Genomic DNA, 23,011 nt, shown 5'->3' on the forward strand with positions numbered 1-23,011 from the left:
CGCTCTCGCCGCCGCCGGTCGCACCGTCGTCGCCCTCACTGTAGCCGATCTCGCCGTCACCGGCGCGGTCGCGCTCACGCGACAAGGGTGATCACCCCCAAGTTGTAAGCCGCGTGAACGAGGATCGCCGAGAGGAGGCCGCCGACGTAGCCGAGCCTGCTGCGACTCGCCCCGAGCGCCGAGACGACGGCGGTCACGACGTGCAGAGCCAGCGGCGCGAGAAAGACGACGGCGAGAACGAGCGGCTCGTCCGAGACGGCCGGCCCGAACGCGGCGGTGCCGACCGGGAGATCGGGGAGGCCCACGAACTGGACGACGTGGGTGAGTTTCTCGCCGACGAAGAAGCCGGCTCCGGAGAGCGCACCGAGCACCGCGGCGGTCCGCAGCGTCGGCTCGAAGCGCGAGCGGGCGAAGCCGGCGTAGACGTGCACGCTCTTCGCGATCTCCTCGACCGTCGCCGCGAGGACGATGATCAGCGGCACGGCGATCGCCTGGGGGACGACGAACAGCAGGGCGACCGCGAGGAGCTGACTCGCGAAGACGAACGGAATGAACAGGATCGACAGCACGAAGACGCTCCGGCGGCCGCGGATGCGGCTCGCGATCGCATCGACGACTTTGCTCGGGATCGGTTTCTGGGCGAACATGTCCTCCTCGCGGTAGACGCCGATTCCCAGCAGGAAGCAGACGGCCGCGCCGAGGTAAAAGGGGCCGGTCGAGAACAGATACTCGCCGAATCGGACGGATTCGCCCTGGAGGTCCATCACGACCAGCGTCAGCGGCGAGATCAACGCGATGGCGTTCACGTCGGCGAAGACCGCCGGAATGAACGTGTACGTCGTCAGGAAGACGCTGATCGTGACCGTCACGAACGTGAGTTCCTTGAACGAGCGGGCGAGCATCGCCCCGACGAACGTGGCCGCGAGGAAGAGCAGGGCGATCGGCAGCGCCGCCGCGATCGCTATCGGCCCCCCCTCGATCACCCACGCGATCGCGACGACGACCCCGACGAGCCCGAGCACGTACGGGAGAGTCTTTCCGGCGACGATCTCGCGGCTCGAGGCCGGCGAGACGAGCAGCAGTTCGCCGCGGCGTTTGACCCGTTCGTCCATGATCGTGCTCCCGTAGGCCTGAATGACGAAGTTCATCGGGACGACGAAGAGGAACGCGAGCACGAGCGATTCGAACGGGAACGGCGGCGAAATCGAGCCGGGGCGGTCCGGTGCCGTCGACGACGTCGATCCGTCGCCGACGTTGGGAACCTGCGTGCGGCCGTCTCCGCCGTCGGTCCCGCTTCCGCCGGTTCCGCTCGTTCCGGATTCGTCTCCGGCGCTTCCGTCCGTGTTCCCGCCGGTTCCGTCCCCGCTCTCGCCGGTTCCGTCCCCATTCCCGCCGCTCGTTCCGTCTCCGTCCTCGGCTCCGCCACCGGCTCCGGAATCGGTCGACCCGCCGAGATCGCGTTGCTGATACTCGATCGAGACGAGCACCGGGTAGGCGGCCGCCTGATCGACTTCCTCGTCCATCAGCTTCCCGTTGTACGCCTCGACGGACTCGCGAAACGCGTCGTAGGCGGCCGCGCCGTTGTCGCCGAGGTGACCGATCCGGCCGTCTCGAGTGACGACCACGTCGACGGTCGCCTCGTCGCGAACGGCGATGGTGCCGGAGCTCCCGTCACCGTCGCCGTCGGTCGTGACGTCCTCGAGCGGAACGGGCCGAAACTGCTCGCTGTCGACGGCAACGTCGTAGTACCGGCTGTCCTCGTCGACGCCGACGGTGTAGATCTCCCGCTCGAGGCCGAGGCCCTCGTCGGCGACCGTGAAGCCCGCGGTTCCGACCGCGAGTAGCATCACGACGAGGACGAGCGCAGTCTTCCGATCGACGGTACCCGCGCTCCGGGAGACCTCCCAGCGAGCGATCCGGACCGTACGCGAGACGATCCCGCGGAGACGACCGTCGCTCACGTCTCGGCCTCCGACGGCTCGCTCGCTACTTCGAGGAAAATCTCCTCCAGGCTCGGGGTCTTCGTCTGGATATCGGTGACGCGGCCGCCGGCCGCCTCGACGGTCTCTCGGACGGCGTCGACGGCCGTCATATCGCCGACGACGTGGCGGACTCGCCCGTTCTCGCGGCTCACGTCGATCGGCGAGCCGGCGGCAGTCAGGCCCTCGCTGCCGTCTTCGGTCGCGTAAACGTGGTACTCGGTGCCGCCGTGAGCGTCACGGATCTCCTCGAGCGTGCCGCGGGCGACGATCCGGCCGTCGTTCATGATGACGATCCGGTCGCAGATGCTCTCGACGTGGAAGAGGTTGTGCGCGCTGAAGACGATCGTCTTCCCCTCGTCGCTCAGTTTCTCGGTGAACTCGATGATGTAGTTGGTCGTCAGCGGATCCAATCCCGAGGCCGGCTCGTCGAAGATCAACACGTCGGGGTCGTTCACCAGCGCCCGCGCGATCGCGACCTTCCGCTGCATCCCCTTCGACATGTTGCCGATCTTCCGCTCGCGGTGCTCGAGATCGAGGCGGTCCAGCGAGTCGTGGATCCGCTCTCGGGCCGCGTCGCGGGGCACGTCGTAGAGATCGGCGAAGAACTCGAGGTAGTCGATCGCGGTCATCTCCTCGTACAGCGGCGATTCCTCGGGGAGGAAGCCAAGCCGGCGCTGCATCGCGGGCTCGCCGGGAGTATGGCCGGCGACGACGGCGGTGCCGGCGGTAGGTTCGATTAGCCCGGCCAACATCTTGAGCGTCGTCGTCTTGCCAGCGCCGTTGGGGCCGACGACGCCGAAGACCTCGCCGCGCTCGATGTCGAAAGAGCTGCCCTCGACGGCGACGAAGTCGCCGTACTCCTTTCGGAGGTCGTTCACTTCGAGAATTGCCATCGGATAGACCGACGGAGGGAGCCACTCCAGTAAAGTCTAGCGGCCAGTGACTATCGAACGGAAGAGACCTATCGGTTCGCTGCGAGGGGGTCCGATGAGCCACCGTTTCGTGGCAATCCCCATAGGTCGGGAGCGCGTAGGAAGACCATGACTCGAGTCAGGACCACGCGAACGCCCGACGGCCGTCGCCTCGAGGTTTCGAACGTCATGGCCGTCCCTGCGGCAGACGCCTGGGAGGTCCTCGTCGACACGATGCAGTGGCCGGAGTGGTCCCCGATCGTCCGCGGCGTCGAGTCGACCGATCGTCGGATTCGATCCGGAACGACCGGACGGGTCAGACTACCCGGCGTCTGGGTCCCGTTCCGGATCACGGAGTGTACGGAGCGACGGTGGACGTGGCGCGTGACGGGGGTTCCGGCCGCCGGACACCGCGTCGACGACCTCGGCCGCGGTCGCTGTCGGATCGCGTTCGAACTCCCGATTCACCACGCGGGATCCGCGCCGGTCAGTCTGCGAGCGCTGGAAAATATCGAAACGCTGCTCGAGGACGAAGCGGCGACCGTTCGATAGGGGGCAGGCGCGTATCACTCCGGACTGACCAACCGACGTGCGGTGCGCGGTTCGGAGCGAACGGAGTGAGCGAGAACCGCGAGGTGAACGGGTGCGTCCCAGCCGTGAGCAGAAATCGGTTGGGGTGGGCGTGGCCATTCCGTCCCGCCGGGATAGCGACGCGTCGTTCACCGTCTTCCTCCAGCATCCACGATTCCGTTCACACGTTGATAGACCGGCTCTAGTCGTCACTGAAACGATTCGATTCTGTCGCGTCGGCTGCCGGTGGCCGACCTCCCACTTCGACCGCACACTCACGAACGATCGGACTGCCCCGCCTCGTTCTCGAGCGCCGCCCGCCGCAGCCGCTCGCCCTCCTCGGTGCTGACGCTCAGATCGGGAACCGTCGTCGGCGAGTCGTCGTCGTCGATCGCCACGTAGACGAAGTACGATTCGGTCGTCCGCTCGCGCTCGCGCGTCCGCAGGTCCTCGCGCTCGGCGATCAGCCGAACCTTCACGCTCGAGGTGCCCGCCTCGTAGACGTAGGCGGTGATGAACGCCGTGTCGCCGACGGCGATGGACCGTTGGAAGTTCATCTGATCGACGCGGGCGGTGACGCAGGTCTCCCCCGAAAACCGCATCGCCGACATCGCGCCGACCTCGTCCATCCACTTCATGACGTGGCCGCCGTGGGCCGTCTCGAGCATGTTGGCGTGGTTCGGCTGTACCATCTCGCGGTTTTCGATCACCGTCTCGATGAGGTCCGTCATCGGCCGACGTTTTCCGACGCCGGCAATCAGTCTTGCTTTGGCCGGATCGCGACACCCCGCGGGCAGTCGGCGATCGCCTTCGGGGACGGTGATCGTCCTCGACCGGTAGTGACGCTGCCAGCATCGAGATCGTCACTGAGTCCTGAACGCGCGAACCCGATCGAAGGCGGAAATCGGTGGCGACTGTCGGCCCGTCGTCCCGTTGATCCGGATTCTCGCTCGTCCGATCGGAGCCACTGCCTCGCGATGGAACGCGGGTTCGCGGTTCGATACTGGTAAAAGTCGTCACCGAGTTGAGCCGGTAATGAGCGATGCAGGCGAGGCCGACGTGCCGGAGCCGCCAGCCCCTCCCGACCGCGAGCGCGGCTCCGTCGACGTTCTCGGAACGGCACACGTCTCGCAAGCTAGCGTCGACGAAGTTCGCGAAACGATCGATCGAGAGGACCCCGACGTCGTCGCCGTCGAACTCGACGACGGTCGCTACCGGCAGATGAAAGGCGGGACGCCCGACGACATCGAAGCCGAGGATCTCCTCTCGGGCAACACCGTCTTTCAGTTTCTCGCCTACTGGATGCTCTCGTACGTCCAGTCCCGCCTGGGCGACCAGTTCGACATCGAGCCCGGCGCCGACATGCGGGCCGCCATCGAGGCCGCCGAAGCGAACGGGAGCGGCGTCGCGTTAGTCGACCGCGACATTCAGGTAACGATCCAGCGCTTCTGGAGCCGCTTGTCGTTCACCGAGAAGCTGAAGATGGTGGGCGGACTCGCGCTCGGGGTGACCGATCCGCGGACGATCGGGCTCACCTTCGGTGCCGTCTCCGGGATGGTCATCGGGCTCGTCTTCGGTGCGTTTCTCGCGCCCGTCCTCGGCGTCGGCGACCTCCTGTTGTTCGGCGGGCTCGCCTCCGCTCCGCTGCAGTACGCCGGCGGCGCGGCCATCGGCGCGTTCGCCGGCCTCTTCGTCGGCCTCATCTTTCTCCCCTCGTTCGAGTCCGTCGAGCGATACACGGGTGGCGCCCTCTCCGGCTTTTCGGGGCGGCTACTCGCCGGGCTCGCCATCGGCATCGCAGGCTGTCTCGCACTGGTCGCCACCGGGACGTTCGTCGGGCCGTTCTCCCCGGCGAGCGTCGAGAACGTCGGCGTCTACGCGGTTCGCGGGACGATCGGAACGCTGGCCGGACTCGGTATCGGCGTGACGATCGGTGCGATCCTCGGTCTCTCTCTCGACACGTTCGGCGGCGACGTCGAGGAGATCGAGGAGGTCGACATCGAGGAGATGACCGACGGCAACGTCGTCGACGCCATGATGGAGGAGTTCCGCCAGTTCAGTCCGGGCGGCGCGAACGCCCTGATCGACGAGCGCGACGCCTACATCGCTTCGAATCTCCACGAACTCCGTGAAGAGGGGTACCACGTCCTGGCCGTCGTCGGTGCCGGTCACAAGGCCGGCATCGAACGACACCTGCTGAACCCATCGGAGATCCCGTCGATCGAGTCGCTGTCCGGCACCGCCTCGAGCCGCCGGTTTTCGCCGCTGAAGATCGTGGGCTACTTGATCATGGTCGCCTTCTTCGCCTTCTTTTTCCTGTTGCTCATGGCGGGTGTCAGGAACGCGTTCCTGCTGAAGGTGTTCGTCGCTTGGTTCCTGTTCAACGGAATCTTCGCGTTTACGCTGGCGCGGTTGGCCGGCGCGCGCTGGACGAGCGCGGCCGTCGGCGGTGCAGTCGCCTGGCTGACGAGCATCAACCCGCTGCTCGCGCCGGGCTGGTTCGCCGGCTACGTCGAACTCAGGAATCGCCCGGTCAACGTCAGGGATATCCAGACGCTCAACGAGATCATCGACGACACCGAACGGCCGGTCGACGAGGCAATGTCGGCGATGTTCGACGTGCCGCTGTTCCGCCTGATCATGATCGTCGCGCTCACGAACATCGGGAGCATGATCGCGACCGGGCTGTTCCCCTTCGTCGTGTTGCCGTGGCTGGCACCCGAGATCGGCGGCGTCGACGCGCTGATGGGGCTACTGCTCGAGGGCGTCGAAAACAGCCTCGAACTGCTTCGGGGGCTGCTGTAATGAGCTATCGAACCGAGGGGTCCCCGGACCCAAAGCTGGCGTTCAGTGACGTCGAACTGCGCGACCTCGCCGTCGCTTGGACCGCGCTGAGCATCGCGTTCGCGTTGATACGAGCACCGTTTCACAGGGGGCTAGCCAGCTTCGAGGAATTTGTCCTCTCCGTCGGAGTGAGTTTCTTGACCGTGGGCGTCGGATTTCTCCTCCACGAACTCGCACACAAAGTCGTCGCGATCGAACACGGCCAGCTCGCGGAGTTTCGAGCGGACTATCAGATGCTCGTCTTGGCGCTTTTGGGTGCGGTCGTGGGGTTCCTGTTCGCCGCACCCGGGGCGGTCTACCATCAGGGCCAGATCACGAAGCGGGAGAACGGACTCATCGCAATCGCGGGACCGGTGACGAACCTCCTGCTCGCCCTCCTGTTTCTCCCGTTACTGCTCTTTTACGGAGCGCCCGGTTTCTTCGCCGGCATTCTCGGGGTAATCGGGCAGATGGGAATCGTCATCAATCTCTTTCTGGCCGCGTTCAACATGATCCCGTTCGGCCCGCTGGACGGGAAGTCAGTCCTCGAGTGGCACAAGGGCGTCTTCGTGCTGGTTTTCGTCCCGAGCGTGGTGTTGGCCGTGTTCGCAATCGTCCGCATCGGGCTCTTCTGACACCCACTCGAGGCGTTCGTCGAGAACCGCCTCGAGCGCTCTCCTCGACAGTGACGATCCCTCCGCCGGACCGGTGACCTTTTGCTCGCCCCGAGAGGTCCTTCGAGTATGACCGACACGGACGATGAGGACCGACTCACGTACGCCGAGACCGGCGTCGACATCGACGCGAGCGAGGACGCGACCGCCGCCTTGCTCGAGGCCTTCGGGAGCGACCTGCGGACCGAGTACGCCGGCCTGCTCGACATCGGCGACCGCTATCTCGCGCTGGCGACCGACGGCGTGGGGACGAAACTGCTCGTCGCCGAGGCCATCGAGGACTTCTCGACGATCGGTATCGACTGCATCGCGATGAACGTCAACGACCTCGTCGCGGCGGGCGTCGAACCGGTCGCGTTCGTCGACTACCTCGCGATCGACGAACCCGACGAGGAACTCACGAACCAGATCGGCGAAGGCCTCGCAGTGGGCCTCGAGCAGGCCGATCTCACGATGCTCGGCGGGGAGACGGCGGTGATGCCCGAGGTCGTGAAAGGGTTCGATCTGGCGGGGACGTGCGCCGGCCTCGCCGGGAAAGACGAAATCTTCGAGGGCGAGGCCGAGGTCGGCGACGCGCTGGTCGGCTTCCCGTCGAACGGAATCCACTCGAACGGGTTGACCCTCGCTCGCGAGGCGGCGACCCGCGAGCACGAGTACACCGACGAGTTCCCGCTCGATCCGGAGCGGACGATCGGCGAGGAACTGTTGCGGCCGACCAGGATTTATACGGATCTGCTCGAGCCGATGCGCGAGCACGGCGTTCGTGCGGCGGCCCACGTCACGGGCGGCGGCTGGACGAACCTGCTGCGGATGGGCGAACGCGAGTACGTAATCGAGAATCCGCTGCCGACCCAGCCGATCTTCGAGTTCGTCCAGGAGGAGGGCAACGTGACCGACGAGGAGATGCACCGGACGTTCAACATGGGGACCGGCTTCGTCGTCGCGCTTCCGGCCGGTCGCGCCGAGGAGTTAGTCGCGGCGACCGGCGGACGGCGCATCGGTCGCGTCGAGGACGGAAATTCGGTCGAAATTCGCGGGCTGTCGCTGATCTGATCCGCGGAAACGCGACTGCACGGTCCGAGGACGTTCCGATCGGGCGCGTTCGGCGGGACGATACCACGGCGGTGATCGCGGCCACCACCGAGCCACGGATCGGGGGACTCCGTCTCCGGCCTTTGGCTACCCGGTTTCGCCAGTCGCTTCCCTGACCGTCTCGAACTCCTCGTCGCTATAGGCGATGAACCGCACGTCCTCGAGCGAATCGGGCTCGTACGCCGCGATCTCCTCTCCGATGGTCGCGGCGCCGTCGGCGAGATCGAACCCGGCGACGCCACAGCCCAGCGCCGGAATTACGAGCGACTGGCAACCCAGTTCGTCGGCTTTCTCGAGGGCGTTGCGCGTGGCATCACGAACGCTCGAAGCGGTCGCTTCGCCGTCACCGTAGTGGGGCATCGCGGCGGCGTGGATGACGTACTCGGCGTCGAGATCGTAGGCGTCGGTGACCGCGACCGCGCCGAGGTCGACGGGCCCCTTCTCCATCGCCGCTTCGTTGATCTCGTCGCCCGCACCGCGTCGGAGCGCGCCGGCGACGCCGGAGCCCATCCGGAGGCTCGTGCCGGCCGCATTGACGAGGGCGTCGGCGGATTGGCCGGCGATATCGCCCTGAACGACGTCGTACTCCATACGCGAGCGTTCCACGTGGAGCGCAATGAAACCAGACCGTCTCAGTCCGTCCGAACCCAGTCGGTCCCGGTCGGACCGGACGAGATGTCGGCGTTGGCGAGCCCATAAAACTTCTCGCGACCGACGGGGGTCCGAAGGCGGAGAACGCGCGTGTAGTCGGTCACTTCGAACGCGGTCACGGTTCGGGCGGAACGTCGGTGGGCGAGCCGAAAGAGCGACTGCGCGCCGGCATCGACGGTTACGCGGCTGCCGAGGGACCAGCTCAGCGACTCGACGCGGTCGGTGTCGACGTCGAACAGGTGAGCGATCAGGTCCCGTCCGCGCAGGCCCATTGCTCCCTGTGAGCGCTTCTCGTGTGAACTCATACGATAGGGATTCCGTCGCATCAGGAAAAAAGATGGTATTTCCGCGCGGGTTAATATAATAATGATTACACCACTGTCCACGAATCACCGGACCCGTTCCGAAACTCGTTACCGCGGAATATCTTAGGCCGACCAAAACCTTTTTAGATTTAGGCTCACCTAACTCCACGTGATGGACGTGCCCGCTCGCAGGGAGGACCCTGAACACGACGAAACAGTCGAGGAGCCGGCGGCGGTCGTGACGAGTCACGAGACCCGCCCCGGAAAGATCGTCTTCACCGAACGAGACAACTGCGACGGCTGGATCGCGACGGATCTGGCCGTCGACCTCGAGCGATAATCGGACCGCCGCTCGACGTCTCGATCGGAACGGCGGTATCGCGCTGCGAACGCCCCACTTCTCTCCCGTTTTGCGAAAAATCGGTTTCCGGTAGTCGATCGGCGACTCGGTTTCGTGATCGATTCCTCAGACGGTCTGCTGTCAGTCAACTCCGGCGCAATCGTAGCCCGGATCGCGATCGCGCCGGTACATCGTTACGGCAAACCGTCTCAGTGGGTCGCTTCCTCGAGGACCAGCGTGTCGTCCTCGAGGTAGTGCTCGAAGTGGTGGCCGTCTTCCTCGAGCGTGACGAGGATCTCTCGGAGGATCTCGGCGGTCGCGGGATCGCCTAGGTTATCGGCGAGTTCGATGCTACCGCGCATCGATTCGATGATGTCGCCGTAGATCTCGAGGTCGTTCTCGAACATCGTGCGGACGTCGTAGACGTCCTCGCCCTCGAACTCGACGGTGGCGCGCTCCTCCTGGTTCGACGGACCCGAAACGGGGACGCCGCCCAGCGCCTGTGCGCGTTCGGCGATCACGTCGGCACCCTCCTCGACGTGTTCGTAGGACTCCTCGAGGAACTCGTGGAGCGGCAGGAACTCGGCGCCCTCGACGACCCAGTGGTGTTTCTTCAGCTGGTGGTAGAGGACGTACGAGTTGGCCAGTTCCGTGTTGAGCGCGTCGACGATCTGCTCGGCCTTTTCCTGTTCGAGGCGAAGTTCGTTCTCCTCGACACTGTCTGCCGATTGGCGGACGGTCTTTTGAGTGCTCATCCTACTCCGTAGTAGACGCGCATTCCCCATAAAGCCTTCCCCTGAGTAAACATTTCTTTGGTATACCTAAACTCGAGTTTTCGATGAGCGGTTGTATATTCGCACGAGAGGTCCGAACGTGTTACCGAACGACACCGTCAATATACTCTTTGTTTTTTCGAGTCTGAGTAAACATTTTCAGTGATGCGCTCCAAGGGACGACTATGGCAACCAGAATCGCACGGCGACGAGAGCGCCTCTACGTCGACGGCGAGTGGCTCGAGACCGAGAACGTCCTGTCGGTTTCGGACCTGGCCGAGGGCGGAACCTTCGCGCAGATCGCCGCAGCGGGGCCGACGGAGGCTCGAGCGGCCCTCGCGGCCGCCCACGAGATCAAACCGGAGATGCGGGAGACCACGGTCGTCGAGCGCGCCGAGTGGTGTGAAACGATCGCCGACCGACTCCGCGAGCGCGAGGAAGAGATCGCGGAGGTCATCGTCCGCGAGGCGGGCAAACCGATTTCGTCGGCTCGCGGCGAGGTCGGACAGGCGGCCGAGCGCTTCGACCGAGCGGCCGAGGAGGCGCGCAACGTCGTCAGCACGGGCGAGTACCGCGAGGGATCGACGGCGGGCCACGAGGGGTGGCAAGCGATCGTCAAACACGAGCCGATCGGTGCCGTCCTCTGTATCACGCCCTACAACTATCCGCTGGCGACGACGGCCCTGCAGGTCGCGCCCGCCATCGCGGCCGGTAACAGCGTCCTGCTCAAGCCCGCGAGTAAGACGCCCATCTCCGCGGCGGTCCTCGCCGACGTCATCGCCGACGTCGACGGGATTCCGGACGGCGCGTTCAACTTCGTCCCCGGCCAGGCCAGCGAGATCGGCGACGTGCTCGCCGGCGACGACCGCGTCAACGCGATCGCCATGACCGGCTCCTCGGGCGCGGGCAAACACGTCGCCCGCGAGAGCGGCATGGTCAACCTCCACATGGAACTGGGCGGCAACGCCCCGGCGGTCGTCTTCGACGACGCCGACCTCACGGACGTCGCGGGCGACTGCGCCAAGGGATCCTTCAAGTACGCCGGCCAGCGCTGTTCGGCCATCTCGCGCGTGCTCGCCCACGAGTCGATCCACGACGACCTCGTCGACCTGATCGACGGCCAGATGGACGCCTGGCGAGCCGGCGACCTCTTCGACGAGGACACCGCCTTCGGCCCGCTCATCAGCGAGGAGCAGGCCGACTGGGTGGAGACGCTCGTCGAGGACGCCCTCGAGAAGGGGGCCGACCTGATCCGTGGCGGTGAACGCCGCGCACCCGAGGGCGTCCCGGACGAACTCGCGAACCAGTTCTTCGAACCGACGCTGCTCGCGAACGTCCCGCACGACGCCCGCATCGTCGACGAGGAGCAGTTCGGTCCCATCGCCGCGATCACGACCTTCGAGGACGAGGCCGAGGCTCTCGAGATCGCGAACGGCTCGGACCTCGCGCTCGACGCGGCGGTCTTCACGAACGATTACAAACGCGCGATGCGGATGGCAGAGCGCATCGACGCCGGCGCGGTTCGGATCAACGGCGCGCCGAGCCACGGTCTCGGCGACGTGCCCTTCGGCGGCAACAAGGACTCGGGGATCGGCCGCGAAGGCCTCGACGCCTCGATCCACGCGATGATGCGCGAGAAGAGCATCATCCTGTAGCCCGGCCGACCGCTCTCGGCTCGCTCTCGCTTGCTGCACGCTGTTCCCATCTCACAAACGCTCGCGGAGGCTCTCTCAGAACGAGACGGGTTCGGTCATGAGGACGCTCTCCTCGCCGTCAGAGACGGCGACGACGGTGATCGTCGCCGACGCGCCGGACTCGTACTCGATCGTCTCGGCCTGCCCGACCTCGGTCAACTCGACGCGGACCCCGCTCTCGTCGCGCACCTCGACCCGATCGGCGGTGCCGCTCGAGTGATACATCACGACGACCGCGTTCGGTTTCCGATTGGTATCGAGGCTCACCCCCGCGTACGGTTCCGTCGGTCGGCTACCGCGTTCGGCGAACAGGTCCCGATACTCGTACTCCTCGGTGGGGATCGTTTCCGTCGCGATCCCGACGTTGCCGTCCGTCTCGACCGTCACGTCGTCGGGCTGGTCCGCCAGAGAGTCCTCGAACTCGTCCGTCCCATCGGCGTCGGCATAGACGGCGGTCCTCGAATACGTCGTCGTCTCGGCACCGACGGTCCACGAGAAGGCGGATCCCATACCGTCGTTACCGCCCTCGTATTCGCCCCACAGGAACGCACTGTCACCGACTCGCTCGGTCAACCGCGCGAAATTTTCGTGGGAATCGATCCGGCGATCGGTCCCCTCGACGCCCGCTGCGAGGAGCGCGTCGAGATCCGCACCGTCGGACGGACTGACGACGACCGTCTCCTCGGAGACGGCGACCGAGACGCCGTCGCGCTCGAAGGCCCCGAAATCGCCGGCCGCCGACTCGAGGTTCGCGTCGACCCCACCGGGATCGAACGAGCCGGAAACGACGACGTTCCCGGCAACGCCCTCGGAGCCGAACCTGCACACGGAGTCCACTGCCGCCTCGCCGTCCGTGACCTGCTCGACGAACTCGCGACTCTCTCCGTCCGGCAGCGTCGGGACGGATTCGACCACGTCCGCTCGCAGGGCGTTCTCGTACTGCCGAACCGCGGTGAGGTCCCGGTAGTGAAATAGGAGCTCCGAACTCCCCGATGCGGGGGCCCAGCGCTCGAGGGGAGACGGGTCGCTCCCGTCGCTTTCGTCCGGTTCCTCCGAGTCGGGGGCCTCGTCATCTGAAAGCTGGTCGAGACAGCCCGCACTCAGTGCGGTAAGGCTCGCCCCGGCCACGAGAAGTCTGCGTCGTGAACTGTGTTTCATACGAGTATGTCTCGTTTGTAATCGATCTCGTATATAGCTTCTCTGTCGACAGAACTACCGCCGTCGGCGGTGGACGCTCGAGCATGTCTTCCGACGTCCTCGTCGCCGGCGAAACGCTCATCGACTGGGTGCCCGACCGGCCCGGCCCGCTCGAGGACGTCGCCGGCTTCGAACGTCGACCCGGCGGGGCCCCGGCGAACGTCGCCGTCGCGCTCGAACGACTCGGGGACCCGCCGCTGTTCTGGACTCGCGTCGGGGCGGATCCGTTCGGCCGGTACCTCGAGCGCGTCCTCGAGAACGACGGTCTCCCCGACCGGTTCGTCGAGCGCGATCCGGGCGCGAAGACGACGCTCGCGTTCGTCACCCACGACGAGACCGGCGAGCGCGCGTTCACGTTCTACCGGGACGGAACCGCCGACACGCGGCTCGAGCCCGGCCGGGTCGACGACGAGACGCTGGCCGGCTGCGAGTGGGTCCACGCCGGCGGCGTCGCCCTCTCCAGCGGCTCATCGCGCGCGGCGACGCTCGACTTGCTCGAGCGAGCCGCGGCCGCGGGTTGTACGGTCTCGTTCGATCCGAACCTGCGGCCGGCGCTGTGGCCGAATGTCGAGACGTTCGCGAGCGTGGTGGGTGACGCGCTCGCTCACGTCGACGTCTGTCTCGCGACGGCGGCGGAGCTCGAGGCGCTCGGTTTCGACGGTGGGTCACCGATCGAGCACGCGCGGACGGCGATCGAAGGCGGACCGGTTCACACCGTCTTCGTGACCGAGGGTGACGAGGGTGCGATCGCCCTCGCGGACGACGGCGCGCCGTGGACCGCGAACGCAGTTGACCACCCGGGGTTCGACGTCGAGACCGTCGATACGACGGGGGCCGGTGACGCGTTCGTCGCCGGAGCGATCACCGCCCTGCGGAACGGGCGAGCGCTCGCGGACGCGGTGACGTTCGCAAACGCGGTCGCGGCGACGGCGACCACCGCCAGGGGAGCGATGGCGGCGTTGCCGACGCGCGAAACGGTGCGCCCGTTGCTCGAGGATGGGCCGGATTGATGGATCGACGGGAAGAGCACCGACGAAGCGAACCGCGTGGTTGCAAGCCGGGGCCCTATCCGGGTTTATGATGGAGAAAGCGGTATGGGTATCAACGTCCGCGGCGCGGTTCCCTTCGGGAAGTCGGTCGTCGCGGGAATTCAGGAGAAGAACGTGACGTTCATGGCCGCAGGCATCGCCTATCAGGCGTTTATCTCGCTGATTCCTCTCCTCGTACTCGTCTTCTTTTTCGTCTCGTTCGTCGGCGACGAGGCGCTCGCCCAGCAGGTCTCTTCGACGACCGAAGGATTCCTCCCCGAGAGCGGGCAGATCATCCTCGAGGACGGGATCGAAGGCGATACCGGCAGCGTCGGCACGTCGATCATCGGACTCGTCGCACTCCTGTGGGGGTCGCTGAAGATCTTCCGCGGGCTCGACACCGCCTTCTCGGAAATCTACGCGTCGACCGACGACAACTCGCTGGTCGACCAGATACGGGACGGTGCCGTCGTCTTCGGGACGATCGGCGTCGCTCTGGTCGCCGCGGCCCTGACGACGATCGTCTTCGCGTTCTTTCCCAGCATCCCCTTTATCGGCCTACTGAATCCGCTGTTTCTCATCGTCGGGCTGACGATCGCCTTCCTGCCGATGTACTACCTCTTCCCCGACGTGGACGTCTCTGTTCGGGAGGTGCTACCGGGCGTCGTCGTCGCCGCCGTCGGCTGGGCGGCGCTTCAGGCGCTCTTCCAGATCTACGTCGCCCTCTCGAGCAGTTCCGAGTCGGCCGGCCCGATCGGGGCGATCCTTCTCTTATTGACGTGGCTGTACTTCGGCGGCCTGATACTGCTCGTGGGAGGCGTCGTCAACGCAACTCACTCGGGACACATCGAGATCGAGTCCGACGAAACGGAGGCCGGAGACGGGTCGCTCGAGGGAATCCCCGCGGACTCGAATCGGGGTCCGTTCGTCGACGCGAGCCGGCGCGAACGTGACCGCCTCGAGGCCCGACTGTCCCAACTCCGGCGGGAGCGCGATCAGTTGCGAAACGACCGGGAGGCCCAGCGGGCGCGTCGGTACCGACTCGAGGACCGTGTCGACGGCCTCGAATCGCGGATCGATCGCCTCGAGGCGGATAACGGGGAGCTCGAGGACGAGAACGAGCGGCTTCGACGCGAGCTCGCGGCCCGCCAGGGGTCGTCGTGGCGACGGCGGGCGCGCGGTGTCCTGACGCGGGTTCGAACGCTGAACGTCGGGACGGTCGAGAGTCGAAACGAGTAGCGCTGGACCGGTAAACGGTCGGCCGGTGAAAAACGAGTTCCTCGTCTCGATCTGCTATCTGAGGTGTGATCCAGGTGACGGACTGAGCGCTGCCAGCATCCGCGAACGAAGTGAGGAATCCCGAGGCAGAAACGGTACGTAGCCGCGGCTACACAACGGACGATCAAACGGAATCCGGCGAAACGAGCTCCCGCGAGTGCGATCATGTGACACGGATGCGATCCGAGTCGGGACATCTTTGTAAGTCCCCGTTCCACCGGAAGCCGTGTCCCATCCAGTTCGTGACGCTCGGCGACGGATCCAGACGGATCACGCGTCGATCGTCGCCGGGATCGACGCCTGCGCCGACGCGGTCGCCGATCCCTGGGATACCTCGAGAACGACGGACAGCCACGCGGTCGCCGACGGACTCCGCCGACTCCTCGAGGAAACCGAGATACTCGGAGCCCTGCCGAGCGTCCTCGCCGACGCGGTCGAGGCCGCCGGCTACGACCTGCAGGCGAGTCCGGTGGCGGGACCGCCCTACGTCGTCGTGACGAGCCGCGGCCCCGTCCTCCGGGCGACGATCGATCCCGGGCGGCTCGTGATCCGATTCGACGCGTTCGAGGTGGTTCGCGATTCCGATCCGGACCGCCCGCCGGCCTATCGTCGACTGGACGGGACGCAACTCGAGGTTTCGCTCGAGTGAACGGGTCGCAGATCGTCCCGTCCAGTCGACGATACCGGATCGACACCGCTCGAATCGATTGGAGTACTAACTCAGTTCGCTATATCGCCAATTGTTGTTAACAGACTCGACCACCGAGGTGCGGAATTAATAAAAATGCGCTTAAAGATAATAACCCTTATACTCCGGTGGGACCAGTCTCGAGTATGAACCCGACACGACGCACGCTGCTCAAAGGGGGAGCCAGCGCGCTCGCCGCCGGTACCGTCGCCGGCTGTCTCGACGATATCGATCCGGCGAACCAAGAACTCGACGCAGGCTACGGGGCCTTCTTCACCCTGTGGGACTGGGCCCAACAGGTAAGCGGCGACGCGATCGCGTTCGAGGACCCGGTCGGGGCCGGACAGGCCGGCCACGGTTGGTCGCCGAGCGGCGATCTCACTCGGGAGATCGCCGACGCCGGCGCCTTCGTCTACCTCGACACCCCCGAGTTCTCGTGGGCGCAGGATATCGCGACGACGCTCGAGGCCGACTACGACACCGTGACCGTAATCGACGGGCTTGAAGGGGTAGACGACCAGTTGCTCGGCTGGGATCACGAGGTCGATACTGGGAGCCACGATGACCACGACGAGGAAGACAGCCACGATGGCCACGACCACGATGACGAGGACGGAAACGAGAGCGGCCACGACGGTCACAATCACGACCACTCGTCGGTTGACCCCCACGTCTGGCTCGATCCCGTCCTCGCACAGGACATCGTCGGTACTATCGCCTCGGGACTCGCCGACGCCGACCCGGACAACGCGGAGACCTACGAGGACAACGCCGACGCGTACGTGTCGGACCTCGAGTCCCTCGACCAGCAGTTCCAAGACCTGATCGATGCGGCAGACCGGGAGGTCGCCGTCTTCGCCGGCCACGACTCGTTTAGCTACCTGCAGGAGCGATACGGATTCGAACTGCACACGCCGGCCGGCGTCTCCCCGCAGGAGCAGATCACCAGCGAGCAGATCGCCGAGACGATCGACCTCGTCGACGCGGAAGGGATCGAGACGATCCTCTACAATCCCTTCATCGCGCCCGACGGGGCCTACCAGCTGGTCGAGAATATCCTCGAGGGCAGCAACGCCACCGACACCATGCCGATCACGCACCTCTCGGGGACGCTCGCGACGTGGCGGGACGAGGGCTGGGGCTACCGAGAGCAAATGGAAGAAATAAACCTCCCGGCGCTCAGAGAAGTACTAGACGCACAGTGACCGTCATCGATCTACAGAACGTGACGTTCGCCTACGGCGAGCAGCCGGCGGTTCGGGACGTCTCGCTGACGGTCGAGCAGGGAGACTTTCTGGGGCTGGTCGGGCCGAACGGCTCGGGCAAAACGACCCTCTTGCACCTCATGCTCGGCCTCCACCGCGCTGACAGCGGCTCGGTCGATCTCTTCGGCGAGCCCGTCGCCGAGTTCGACGACGGCGAACGGATCGGCTACGTCTCCCAGCAGGCGACCAGCGGCGGCGAGTCGATGCCGATCACCGTCCGCGAGGCCGTTACGATGGGGCGGTTCGCCCACGCGGGCCACGGACGGCTGACCGACGACGACCGCGCGACCGTCGACGACGCCCTCGAGACGGTCGGTATCATCGAACTGGCCGATCGACAGATCAACCAGCTCTCGGGCGGCCAGCGCCAGCGGGCCTACATCGCACGCGCGCTGGCCTCCGAGGCGGATCTGCTGGCGCTCGACGAACCGACCGTCGGCGTCGACGCCGAGTCCCGCGACGCGTTCTACCAGTTGCTCGAGTCGCTCAACGAGTCGGGGATCACGATCATCCTGATCGAACACGACATCGGCGTCGTCACGGACCGGGCGACCCGGATCGCCTGCATCAACACGGAACTCTACCACCACGGGGACACCGAATCGTTCGTCGAAAGCGACGCGCTGACCGAGGCCTACGGCGCGACGGGCCAGGTCGTCCACCACCACCACTGATGAGCCGGACCGGATCTCTCCCCCTTCGTCGACGGCTCGAGCGGATCGGAATCGGGCTGACCGCCGTCCTCTCTGTCGCGATGATCGCCCTGCTCGCGATCGACGCGCTGCGGGCGTATCCCGTCGCCGGCGGCGCGTACGAACAGGCCCGGATCGCGGGCCGAATCGCGGACTACTACCTCGGGACGAGCGTCTTCTCCCATCCGTTCATGTGGCGATCGATCGCGACGGGGATCCTGATCGGCGTCGTCGCGCCGCTGGTCGGCACCTACCTCGTTCACCGCGAGATGGCCCTGATCGGCGAGACGCTCGCCCACACGGCCTTCGCCGGGGTCGCGGTCGGGCTCCTCGTGAGTTCGGTGACCGGCTGGAACGGCTCGCTGATGCTCGTCGCCCTGGTCGTCGGCATCCTCGGTGCGCTCGGCGTCCAGTGGCTCGCCGAGCGGACCGACACCTACGGCGACGTGCCGATCGCGATCATGCTGACCGGCAGCTTTGCCATCGGGACGCTCATCATCAGCTACGGCGACGGAATGACCGGCATCAATATCGAGGACTACATCTTCGGAAGCATCTCCGTCGTCACCCCGTCAGGTGCCCGGCTGATGGCCGTCATCAGCGTCGTCGTCGTCGCCGTCACCGTCGCGACCTACAAACAACTACTCTTCATCACCTTCGACGAGCAGGCAGCCCGCGTCGCGCGGCTCAACGTCACGTGGTACAACACACTGCTGATCGTGATGACGGCGGTCGTCGTCGTCGGCGCGATGCAGATCCTCGGCGTGATCCTCGTCGCCGCGATGCTCGTCGTTCCCGTCGCCGCGGCCACGCAGGTCGCCCACAGCTTCCGCGAGACGCTGTACCTCTCGATTCTCTTCGGACAGGTCTCGGTCATCGGCGGCTTCGTTTTCTCGATTTCGCAGGGTCTGCCGACCGGCGGCTCGATCGTCGTCGTCGCGATCGCCTGTTACCTGCTCGCAGTTCTGGCCTCGAGCCGGTCGACGGCCGCGATTTCGACCCACTGACGGGCCGCCAATCGTTACGTTCGGGCTCGAGTCCGCGATCCGTCGAGGAGGTGAAAGACGACGCCGAGCGCGGAGCAGGTGATTCCGATCGGGACGAGGACGAGCCCGATTCCGGGCCCCCACGCGGGACCGGGGACCAGTACGTCGAACGCCCGTGCGACCAGCACGGGGACGACCAGCAGGAGAACCGAGAGGCTCCCGGCGACGGCTCCTGTCGTGAGCGACCGTCGCGACCGTTCGGACGGCTCCCGCAGATGCGTGACGAAATACAGCGATCCCGCTTCCACGAGTGCGAGGAGACCGGCGATCACGGACAGCAGTACGAAGATGCCGGTGAGACCGGCTGCGAACCCGTCACCGGGCGGGTTTTCGGGAATCGCTGCGAACAGCAACGCCGCGGTCAGGAGGCTGACCACACCCAGTATTGCGGTGCCGGCAGCGACGGTTCTGGAACGTCGGAGAGCTGTCGATGAGATGCACACTACTACTGACAGACGTGTGATAAACGTTGCCCGTCACAGCGGACGGGTGCGAATCGAGAGCGCCTTGCTCGGGATCGTGAGGCGATACTCGGCGTCTCGAAACGATAATCGACGGCCGTCGTTCGAAACCGGCCGACTTCCGTTCGGCTGGAACACGCCACACGCTTAACACGCTACTTCGCTAACCTGCGAGCGATGGGACGGTTATCCGCACTCTTCGATCCCGAGACCGTCGCCGTGGTCGGCGCGACCGACCGCGAGGGCGCGGTCGGCCGGGCGATCCTCGAGAACCTGCGCGACGAGTTCGCGGGCGAGGTCGTGCCGGTCAACCCGTCGCGCGACGAGGTGCTCGGACTCGAGTGTTATTCGGACGCGTCGAGCGCGCCGCCGATCGACCTGGCGGTAGTTGTGGTCCCGCCCGAGATCGTGATCGAAGCGATCCGTGACCTCGCCGCGGCGGGCACCGAGAACGTCGTCGTCATCACCGCGGGCTTCGCGGAGACCGGCGGCGAGGGTGCCGAGCGCGAACGGCGACTCCGCGCCGTCGCCGAGGAACACGATCTCAACGTGGTCGGCCCGAACAGCCTGGGGATCATGGCCACGTCGAACGGCATGAACGCCACGTTCGGCCCCGAGAGCGCGCTCGAGGGCTCGATCTCCTTTATGAGCCAGTCGGGCGCGTTCATCACCGCCGTCCTCGACTGGGCCAACGAACAGGGAATCGGGTTTCGAGACGTGGTCTCGCTTGGCAACAAGACCGTCCTCGACGAGACGGATTTCGTCCGCGAGTGGGGCGACGACCCCGATACCGACGTCATCATCGGCTACCTCGAGGATATCGGCGACGGCCGGGGCTTCATCGACGCCGCCCGCGAAGTCACTGCGGACACCCCGATCGTGCTCGTCAAGTCCGGCCGGACGGACGCGGGCGCGCAGGCCGCCTCCTCGCACACCGGCGCGATCGCCGGCAGCGAACGGGCGTACGAGGCCGGCCTCGAGCAGGCCGGGGTCATCCGCGCCCGCTCGGTTCAGGAACTGTTCGACTACGCCCGGGCGCTTTCGGGGCTGCCCGAACCCGAAACCGACGGCGTCGCCGTCGTGACCAACGCCGGCGGCCCCGGCGTCCTGACGACCGACGCCGTCGGCGACTCGTCGCTCGAGATGGCCTCGTTCACCGACGAGACGATCGACGCGCTCGCGGAGGCGATGCCCGACGAGGCCAACGTCTACAACCCGATCGACGCCATCGGTGACGCCGACGTCGACAGATTCGGCGAGGCCCTCGATATCGCCCTCGACGATCCGAACGTCGGCAGCGCCGTCGTCGTCGCCGCGCCGACCGCGGTCCTGTCGTACGACGACCTCGCCGAGCGGGTGATCGAGACGCTCGAGGCCCACGAGACGCCCGTCGTCACGTGTCTCATGGGCGGGAAACGGGCTCGCGACGCCGAGGAAACGCTCCGAGCGTCCGGGATTCCGAACTACTTCGATCCCGCTCGAGCGGTCTCGGGACTCGACGCGCTCGCTCGCTTCCGCGATATTCGCGAGCGGACGGTCGACGAGCCCGCAGCGTTCGACGTCGATCGCGACCGCGCTCACGAGATCCTGGCGCGCGTCCGGCGTCGGGACGACAACCGCCTCGGCGTGGAGTCGATGGACCTGCTCGAGGCCTACGGCATCCCGACCCCGCAGGGGGAGATCGTCGACGATCCCGACCGCGCCCGCGAGGTCGCCGAATCGATCGCGGGCGACGTCGTCCTGAAGATCGTCAGTCCCGACATCTCGCACAAGTCCGATATCGGCGGCGTCAAAGTCGGCGTGACGGACGAGGACGTTTACGACGCCTACGAGGACGTGGTCGCTCGAGCGCGCAACTACCAGCCGGACGCGACGATCGTCGGCGTGCAGATCCAGGAGCTACTCGACCTCGAATCCGCGACCGAGACCATCGTCGGGATGAACCGCGACCCGCAGTTCGGCCCGCTGCTACTGTTCGGGCTCGGCGGCATCTTCGTCGAGATCCTCGAGGATACCTCGGTTCGAGTCGCGCCGATCGGCGAGGGCGAGGCCCGCGAGATGGTCGACGAGATTCGGGCGGCACCGCTGTTGCGCGGTGCGCGCGGCCGCGACCCCGCGGACGTCGATGGCGTCGTCGAGACGATCCAGCGGCTCTCCCAGCTGGTGACGGACTTCCCGTCGATCCTCGAACTCGACATCAACCCGCTCGTGGCCGGCCCGGAGGGCGTACGGGCGATCGATCTGCGGCTCACCGTCGATCCGGACGAACTCGACGCGGACGTATCCGACACGGAGAAACCATGACCGACACCGATCCAGAACCCGACCCCACGGACATCGATACCGACACCGATAGCGGCACCGACAGCACGTCCCCGCACACCACTTCCGAGACGCTGCTCGTCAGCTCGCTCGAGGAGAGCACCGGTAAGACGGCCATCACGCTGGCGCTCGCCCGACTCGCGCGGGACGAAGGCGACAGCGTCGGCTACATGAAACCGAAGGGCACCCGGCTGCAGAGCAACGTCGGCAAGACCCTCGACGAGGACCCGCTGCTCGCCCGCGAGTTGCTCGGCCTCGAGGCCGAGATGCACGACCTCGAGCCGATCGTCTACTCGCCGACGTTTATCGAACAGGCGATCCGCGGGCGCGAGGATCCGGACGAACTGCGCGACCGCCTCCGGGAGGCGTTCGAGACGCTCGCGGCCGATCGCGACCGAATGTTCGTCGAGGGCGGCGGCCGGTACGACGTCGGCGGAATCGTCGACCTCGCGGACCCGGACGTCGCAGACCTCCTCGACGCGCGCGTGCTGCTGGTCGCACCCTACGAGCGTCCCGCGGACGTCGACGACGTCATCGCCGCCGCCGGAACGTTCGGCGATCGACTCGCCGGCGTCGTCTTCAACGACGTTCCAGACGCGGCCTACGACGGGCTCGAGACGGACGTGGTCCCGTTTCTCGAGGGGCGGGGAATTCCGGTCCACGGGGTGCTCCCGAGCGAGCGGGAGCTGTCGGGCGTGACGATCGCCGAACTCGCGGACGAACTCGGCGCGTCGGTGCTCGTCGGTGACGGGCAGGACGGCTACGTCGAGCGCTTTACCGTCGGCGCGATGGGGCCCGACAGCGCCCTGCGACACTTCCGCCGGACGAGAGACGCCGCCGTCATCACCGGCGGCGACCGCGCCGAGATCCACACCGCCGCCCTCGAGGCTCCCGGCGTCCGCTGTCTCATCCTCACCGGCGGCCACCGGCCCTCGAGAGCGATCCTCGGGCAGGCCAGCGAGAAGGGCGTCCCGATTCTCACGGTGCAGACGGACACCCTCACGACGGTCGAACGCGCGGAGGAAGTGGTTCGAAGCGGGAGGACGCGAGACGAGGCGACCGTCGACCGGATGCGACGGCTGCTGTCCGATCACGCGGCCGTCGACTCGATTCTGGGGTAGGCTCGAGCGTCGGCGGGTTCGGGATCGCGCTCGTCACGATATACCTCGCCGTCCGAGCCACCGGAACCGTCAGTTCGACCTGCCGATGAACACCTGTC

At 66.3% G+C, this 23,011-nt stretch carries 22 protein-coding genes; 14 read left to right on the forward strand and 8 right to left on the reverse strand.

Features of this window, described 5'->3' with window-relative positions:
* Positions 1–74: 74 nt before the first annotated feature.
* A complete protein-coding gene (locus AC0QDI_RS05000) occupies positions 75–1,961 on the reverse strand; it encodes a PrsW family intramembrane metalloprotease (protein ID WP_474665849.1) in 1,887 nt (628 codons plus the stop codon).
* Complete coding sequence (locus AC0QDI_RS05005; protein ID WP_474665851.1) at positions 1,958–2,875, reverse strand: ABC transporter ATP-binding protein; 918 nt, start codon at positions 2,873–2,875, stop codon at positions 1,958–1,960. The genes AC0QDI_RS05000 and AC0QDI_RS05005 overlap by 4 nt, the downstream gene beginning before the upstream one ends.
* Positions 2,876–3,022: 147 nt before the next feature.
* Between AC0QDI_RS05005 and AC0QDI_RS05010 the strand changes: the two genes are divergently transcribed.
* The gene (locus AC0QDI_RS05010; protein ID WP_474665853.1) at positions 3,023–3,445 is read left to right on the forward strand and encodes an SRPBCC family protein; all 423 of its coding nucleotides are present in this window, start codon (positions 3,023–3,025) and stop codon (positions 3,443–3,445) included.
* A 293-nt stretch (positions 3,446–3,738) separates the two neighbouring features.
* Here AC0QDI_RS05010 and AC0QDI_RS05015 read toward each other — a convergent pair whose 3' ends face one another.
* A complete protein-coding gene (locus AC0QDI_RS05015) occupies positions 3,739–4,194 on the reverse strand; it encodes an acyl-CoA thioesterase (protein WP_474665855.1) in 456 nt (151 codons plus the stop codon).
* 304 nt (positions 4,195–4,498) lie between these two features.
* Between AC0QDI_RS05015 and AC0QDI_RS05020 the strand changes: the two genes are divergently transcribed.
* The 3 genes from AC0QDI_RS05020 (at position 4,499) to purM (ending at position 8,013) form a co-directional block, all read left to right on the forward strand.
* Positions 4,499–6,268, forward strand: coding sequence for a TraB/GumN family protein (locus tag AC0QDI_RS05020; RefSeq protein ID WP_474665857.1), 1,770 nt, complete (start codon positions 4,499–4,501; stop codon positions 6,266–6,268).
* Positions 6,268–6,921, forward strand: coding sequence for a zinc metalloprotease (locus AC0QDI_RS05025; protein ID WP_474665859.1), 654 nt, complete (start codon positions 6,268–6,270; stop codon positions 6,919–6,921). The genes AC0QDI_RS05020 and AC0QDI_RS05025 overlap by 1 nt, the downstream gene beginning before the upstream one ends.
* 108 nt (positions 6,922–7,029) lie before the next feature.
* Positions 7,030–8,013, forward strand: a complete 984-nt coding sequence (gene purM, locus AC0QDI_RS05030) for a phosphoribosylformylglycinamidine cyclo-ligase (protein ID WP_474665861.1) — start codon at positions 7,030–7,032, stop codon at positions 8,011–8,013.
* A 126-nt stretch (positions 8,014–8,139) separates the two neighbouring features.
* Here the strand turns inward: purM and AC0QDI_RS05035 are convergent, their stop codons facing one another.
* Entirely contained in the window at positions 8,140–8,643 is a 504-nt protein-coding gene (locus tag AC0QDI_RS05035) for a macro domain-containing protein (RefSeq protein ID WP_474665863.1), read from the reverse strand.
* 41 nt (positions 8,644–8,684) lie between these two features.
* A complete protein-coding gene (locus tag AC0QDI_RS05040) occupies positions 8,685–9,008 on the reverse strand; it encodes a hypothetical protein (RefSeq protein ID WP_474665865.1) in 324 nt (107 codons plus the stop codon).
* Positions 9,009–9,180: 172 nt separating this feature from the next.
* On the opposite strand from AC0QDI_RS05040, the gene AC0QDI_RS05045 reads away from it, so the two are divergent.
* Positions 9,181–9,348, forward strand: a complete 168-nt coding sequence (locus AC0QDI_RS05045) for a hypothetical protein (RefSeq protein WP_176548080.1) — start codon at positions 9,181–9,183, stop codon at positions 9,346–9,348.
* A gap of 209 nt (positions 9,349–9,557) precedes the next feature.
* Here the strand turns inward: AC0QDI_RS05045 and dpsA are convergent, their stop codons facing one another.
* A complete protein-coding gene (gene dpsA / locus AC0QDI_RS05050; RefSeq protein WP_474665867.1) occupies positions 9,558–10,103 on the reverse strand; it encodes a DNA starvation/stationary phase protection protein DpsA in 546 nt (181 codons plus the stop codon).
* Between the two features lie 203 nt (positions 10,104–10,306).
* Between dpsA and AC0QDI_RS05055 the strand changes: the two genes are divergently transcribed.
* Entirely contained in the window at positions 10,307–11,776 is a 1,470-nt protein-coding gene (locus AC0QDI_RS05055; RefSeq protein WP_474665869.1) for an aldehyde dehydrogenase family protein, read from the forward strand.
* Between the two features lie 75 nt (positions 11,777–11,851).
* On the opposite strand, the gene AC0QDI_RS05060 is transcribed toward AC0QDI_RS05055, so the two are convergent.
* A complete protein-coding gene (locus AC0QDI_RS05060) occupies positions 11,852–12,973 on the reverse strand; it encodes a hypothetical protein (RefSeq protein WP_474665871.1) in 1,122 nt (373 codons plus the stop codon).
* Between the two features lie 83 nt (positions 12,974–13,056).
* Here AC0QDI_RS05060 and AC0QDI_RS05065 point away from each other — a divergent pair, with 83 nt between their 5' ends.
* From AC0QDI_RS05065 to AC0QDI_RS05090, 6 genes are all read left to right on the forward strand, one after another.
* Positions 13,057–14,022 carry a carbohydrate kinase family protein gene (locus AC0QDI_RS05065; RefSeq protein ID WP_474665873.1) on the forward strand — a complete coding sequence of 322 codons (966 nt, stop codon included), beginning with the start codon at positions 13,057–13,059 and terminating at the stop codon, positions 14,020–14,022.
* Positions 14,023–14,106: 84 nt separating this feature from the next.
* Positions 14,107–15,279: a YhjD/YihY/BrkB family envelope integrity protein gene (locus AC0QDI_RS05070; protein ID WP_474665875.1), complete on the forward strand. Its 1,173-nt coding sequence runs from the start codon at positions 14,107–14,109 to the stop codon at positions 15,277–15,279.
* Positions 15,280–15,544: 265 nt separating this feature from the next.
* Positions 15,545–15,967, forward strand: coding sequence for a DUF7988 family protein (locus tag AC0QDI_RS05075; RefSeq protein ID WP_474665877.1), 423 nt, complete (start codon positions 15,545–15,547; stop codon positions 15,965–15,967).
* Positions 15,968–16,152: 185 nt separating this feature from the next.
* Positions 16,153–17,211, forward strand: coding sequence for a metal ABC transporter substrate-binding protein (locus AC0QDI_RS05080; RefSeq protein ID WP_474665879.1), 1,059 nt, complete (start codon positions 16,153–16,155; stop codon positions 17,209–17,211).
* Positions 17,208–17,945 carry a metal ABC transporter ATP-binding protein gene (locus AC0QDI_RS05085; RefSeq protein ID WP_474665881.1) on the forward strand — a complete coding sequence of 246 codons (738 nt, stop codon included), beginning with the start codon at positions 17,208–17,210 and terminating at the stop codon, positions 17,943–17,945. Before AC0QDI_RS05080 ends, AC0QDI_RS05085 begins: the two co-directional genes overlap by 4 nt.
* Positions 17,945–18,970, forward strand: coding sequence for a metal ABC transporter permease (locus AC0QDI_RS05090; protein WP_474665883.1), 1,026 nt, complete (start codon positions 17,945–17,947; stop codon positions 18,968–18,970). The genes AC0QDI_RS05085 and AC0QDI_RS05090 overlap by 1 nt, the downstream gene beginning before the upstream one ends.
* 14 nt (positions 18,971–18,984) lie before the next feature.
* On the opposite strand, the gene AC0QDI_RS05095 is transcribed toward AC0QDI_RS05090, so the two are convergent.
* Positions 18,985–19,386, reverse strand: coding sequence for a hypothetical protein (locus tag AC0QDI_RS05095; protein WP_474665885.1), 402 nt, complete (start codon positions 19,384–19,386; stop codon positions 18,985–18,987).
* A 261-nt stretch (positions 19,387–19,647) separates the two neighbouring features.
* Here AC0QDI_RS05095 and AC0QDI_RS05100 point away from each other — a divergent pair, with 261 nt between their 5' ends.
* Both AC0QDI_RS05100 and AC0QDI_RS05105 read left to right on the forward strand, forming a co-directional pair.
* Positions 19,648–21,774 (forward strand): acetate--CoA ligase family protein, encoded by a 2,127-nt coding sequence (locus AC0QDI_RS05100; RefSeq protein WP_474665887.1) that lies wholly within the window; start codon positions 19,648–19,650, stop codon positions 21,772–21,774.
* Positions 21,771–22,913: a phosphotransacetylase family protein gene (locus AC0QDI_RS05105; RefSeq protein ID WP_474665889.1), complete on the forward strand. Its 1,143-nt coding sequence runs from the start codon at positions 21,771–21,773 to the stop codon at positions 22,911–22,913. Before AC0QDI_RS05100 ends, AC0QDI_RS05105 begins: the two co-directional genes overlap by 4 nt.
* The last annotated feature ends 98 nt before the right edge of the window (positions 22,914–23,011 follow it).

The organism is Natrinema sp. LJW11, from assembly GCF_056135975.1.

What these genes read in the sequence shown, in the direction of transcription:
- AC0QDI_RS05060 (WP_474665871.1), bottom strand. Translation starts at nt 12,973, where the DNA reads ATGAAACACAGTTCACGACGCAGACTTCTCGTGGCCGGGGCGAGCCTT.
- AC0QDI_RS05090 (WP_474665883.1), top strand. Translation starts at nt 17,945, where the DNA reads ATGAGCCGGACCGGATCTCTCCCCCTTCGTCGACGGCTCGAGCGGATC.
- purM (WP_474665861.1), top strand. Translation starts at nt 7,030, where the DNA reads ATGACCGACACGGACGATGAGGACCGACTCACGTACGCCGAGACCGGC.
- AC0QDI_RS05025 (WP_474665859.1), top strand. Translation starts at nt 6,268, where the DNA reads ATGAGCTATCGAACCGAGGGGTCCCCGGACCCAAAGCTGGCGTTCAGT.
- AC0QDI_RS05070 (WP_474665875.1), top strand. Translation starts at nt 14,107, where the DNA reads ATGGGTATCAACGTCCGCGGCGCGGTTCCCTTCGGGAAGTCGGTCGTC.
- AC0QDI_RS05005 (WP_474665851.1), bottom strand. Translation starts at nt 2,875, where the DNA reads ATGGCAATTCTCGAAGTGAACGACCTCCGAAAGGAGTACGGCGACTTC.
- AC0QDI_RS05100 (WP_474665887.1), top strand. Translation starts at nt 19,648, where the DNA reads ATGGGACGGTTATCCGCACTCTTCGATCCCGAGACCGTCGCCGTGGTC.
- AC0QDI_RS05040 (WP_474665865.1), bottom strand. Translation starts at nt 9,008, where the DNA reads ATGAGTTCACACGAGAAGCGCTCACAGGGAGCAATGGGCCTGCGCGGA.
- AC0QDI_RS05045 (WP_176548080.1), top strand. Translation starts at nt 9,181, where the DNA reads ATGGACGTGCCCGCTCGCAGGGAGGACCCTGAACACGACGAAACAGTC.
- AC0QDI_RS05055 (WP_474665869.1), top strand. Translation starts at nt 10,307, where the DNA reads ATGGCAACCAGAATCGCACGGCGACGAGAGCGCCTCTACGTCGACGGC.
- AC0QDI_RS05065 (WP_474665873.1), top strand. Translation starts at nt 13,057, where the DNA reads ATGTCTTCCGACGTCCTCGTCGCCGGCGAAACGCTCATCGACTGGGTG.
- AC0QDI_RS05015 (WP_474665855.1), bottom strand. Translation starts at nt 4,194, where the DNA reads ATGACGGACCTCATCGAGACGGTGATCGAAAACCGCGAGATGGTACAG.
- AC0QDI_RS05010 (WP_474665853.1), top strand. Translation starts at nt 3,023, where the DNA reads ATGACTCGAGTCAGGACCACGCGAACGCCCGACGGCCGTCGCCTCGAG.
- AC0QDI_RS05035 (WP_474665863.1), bottom strand. Translation starts at nt 8,643, where the DNA reads ATGGAGTACGACGTCGTTCAGGGCGATATCGCCGGCCAATCCGCCGAC.
- AC0QDI_RS05105 (WP_474665889.1), top strand. Translation starts at nt 21,771, where the DNA reads ATGACCGACACCGATCCAGAACCCGACCCCACGGACATCGATACCGAC.
- dpsA (WP_474665867.1), bottom strand. Translation starts at nt 10,103, where the DNA reads ATGAGCACTCAAAAGACCGTCCGCCAATCGGCAGACAGTGTCGAGGAG.
- AC0QDI_RS05020 (WP_474665857.1), top strand. Translation starts at nt 4,499, where the DNA reads ATGAGCGATGCAGGCGAGGCCGACGTGCCGGAGCCGCCAGCCCCTCCC.
- AC0QDI_RS05080 (WP_474665879.1), top strand. Translation starts at nt 16,153, where the DNA reads ATGAACCCGACACGACGCACGCTGCTCAAAGGGGGAGCCAGCGCGCTC.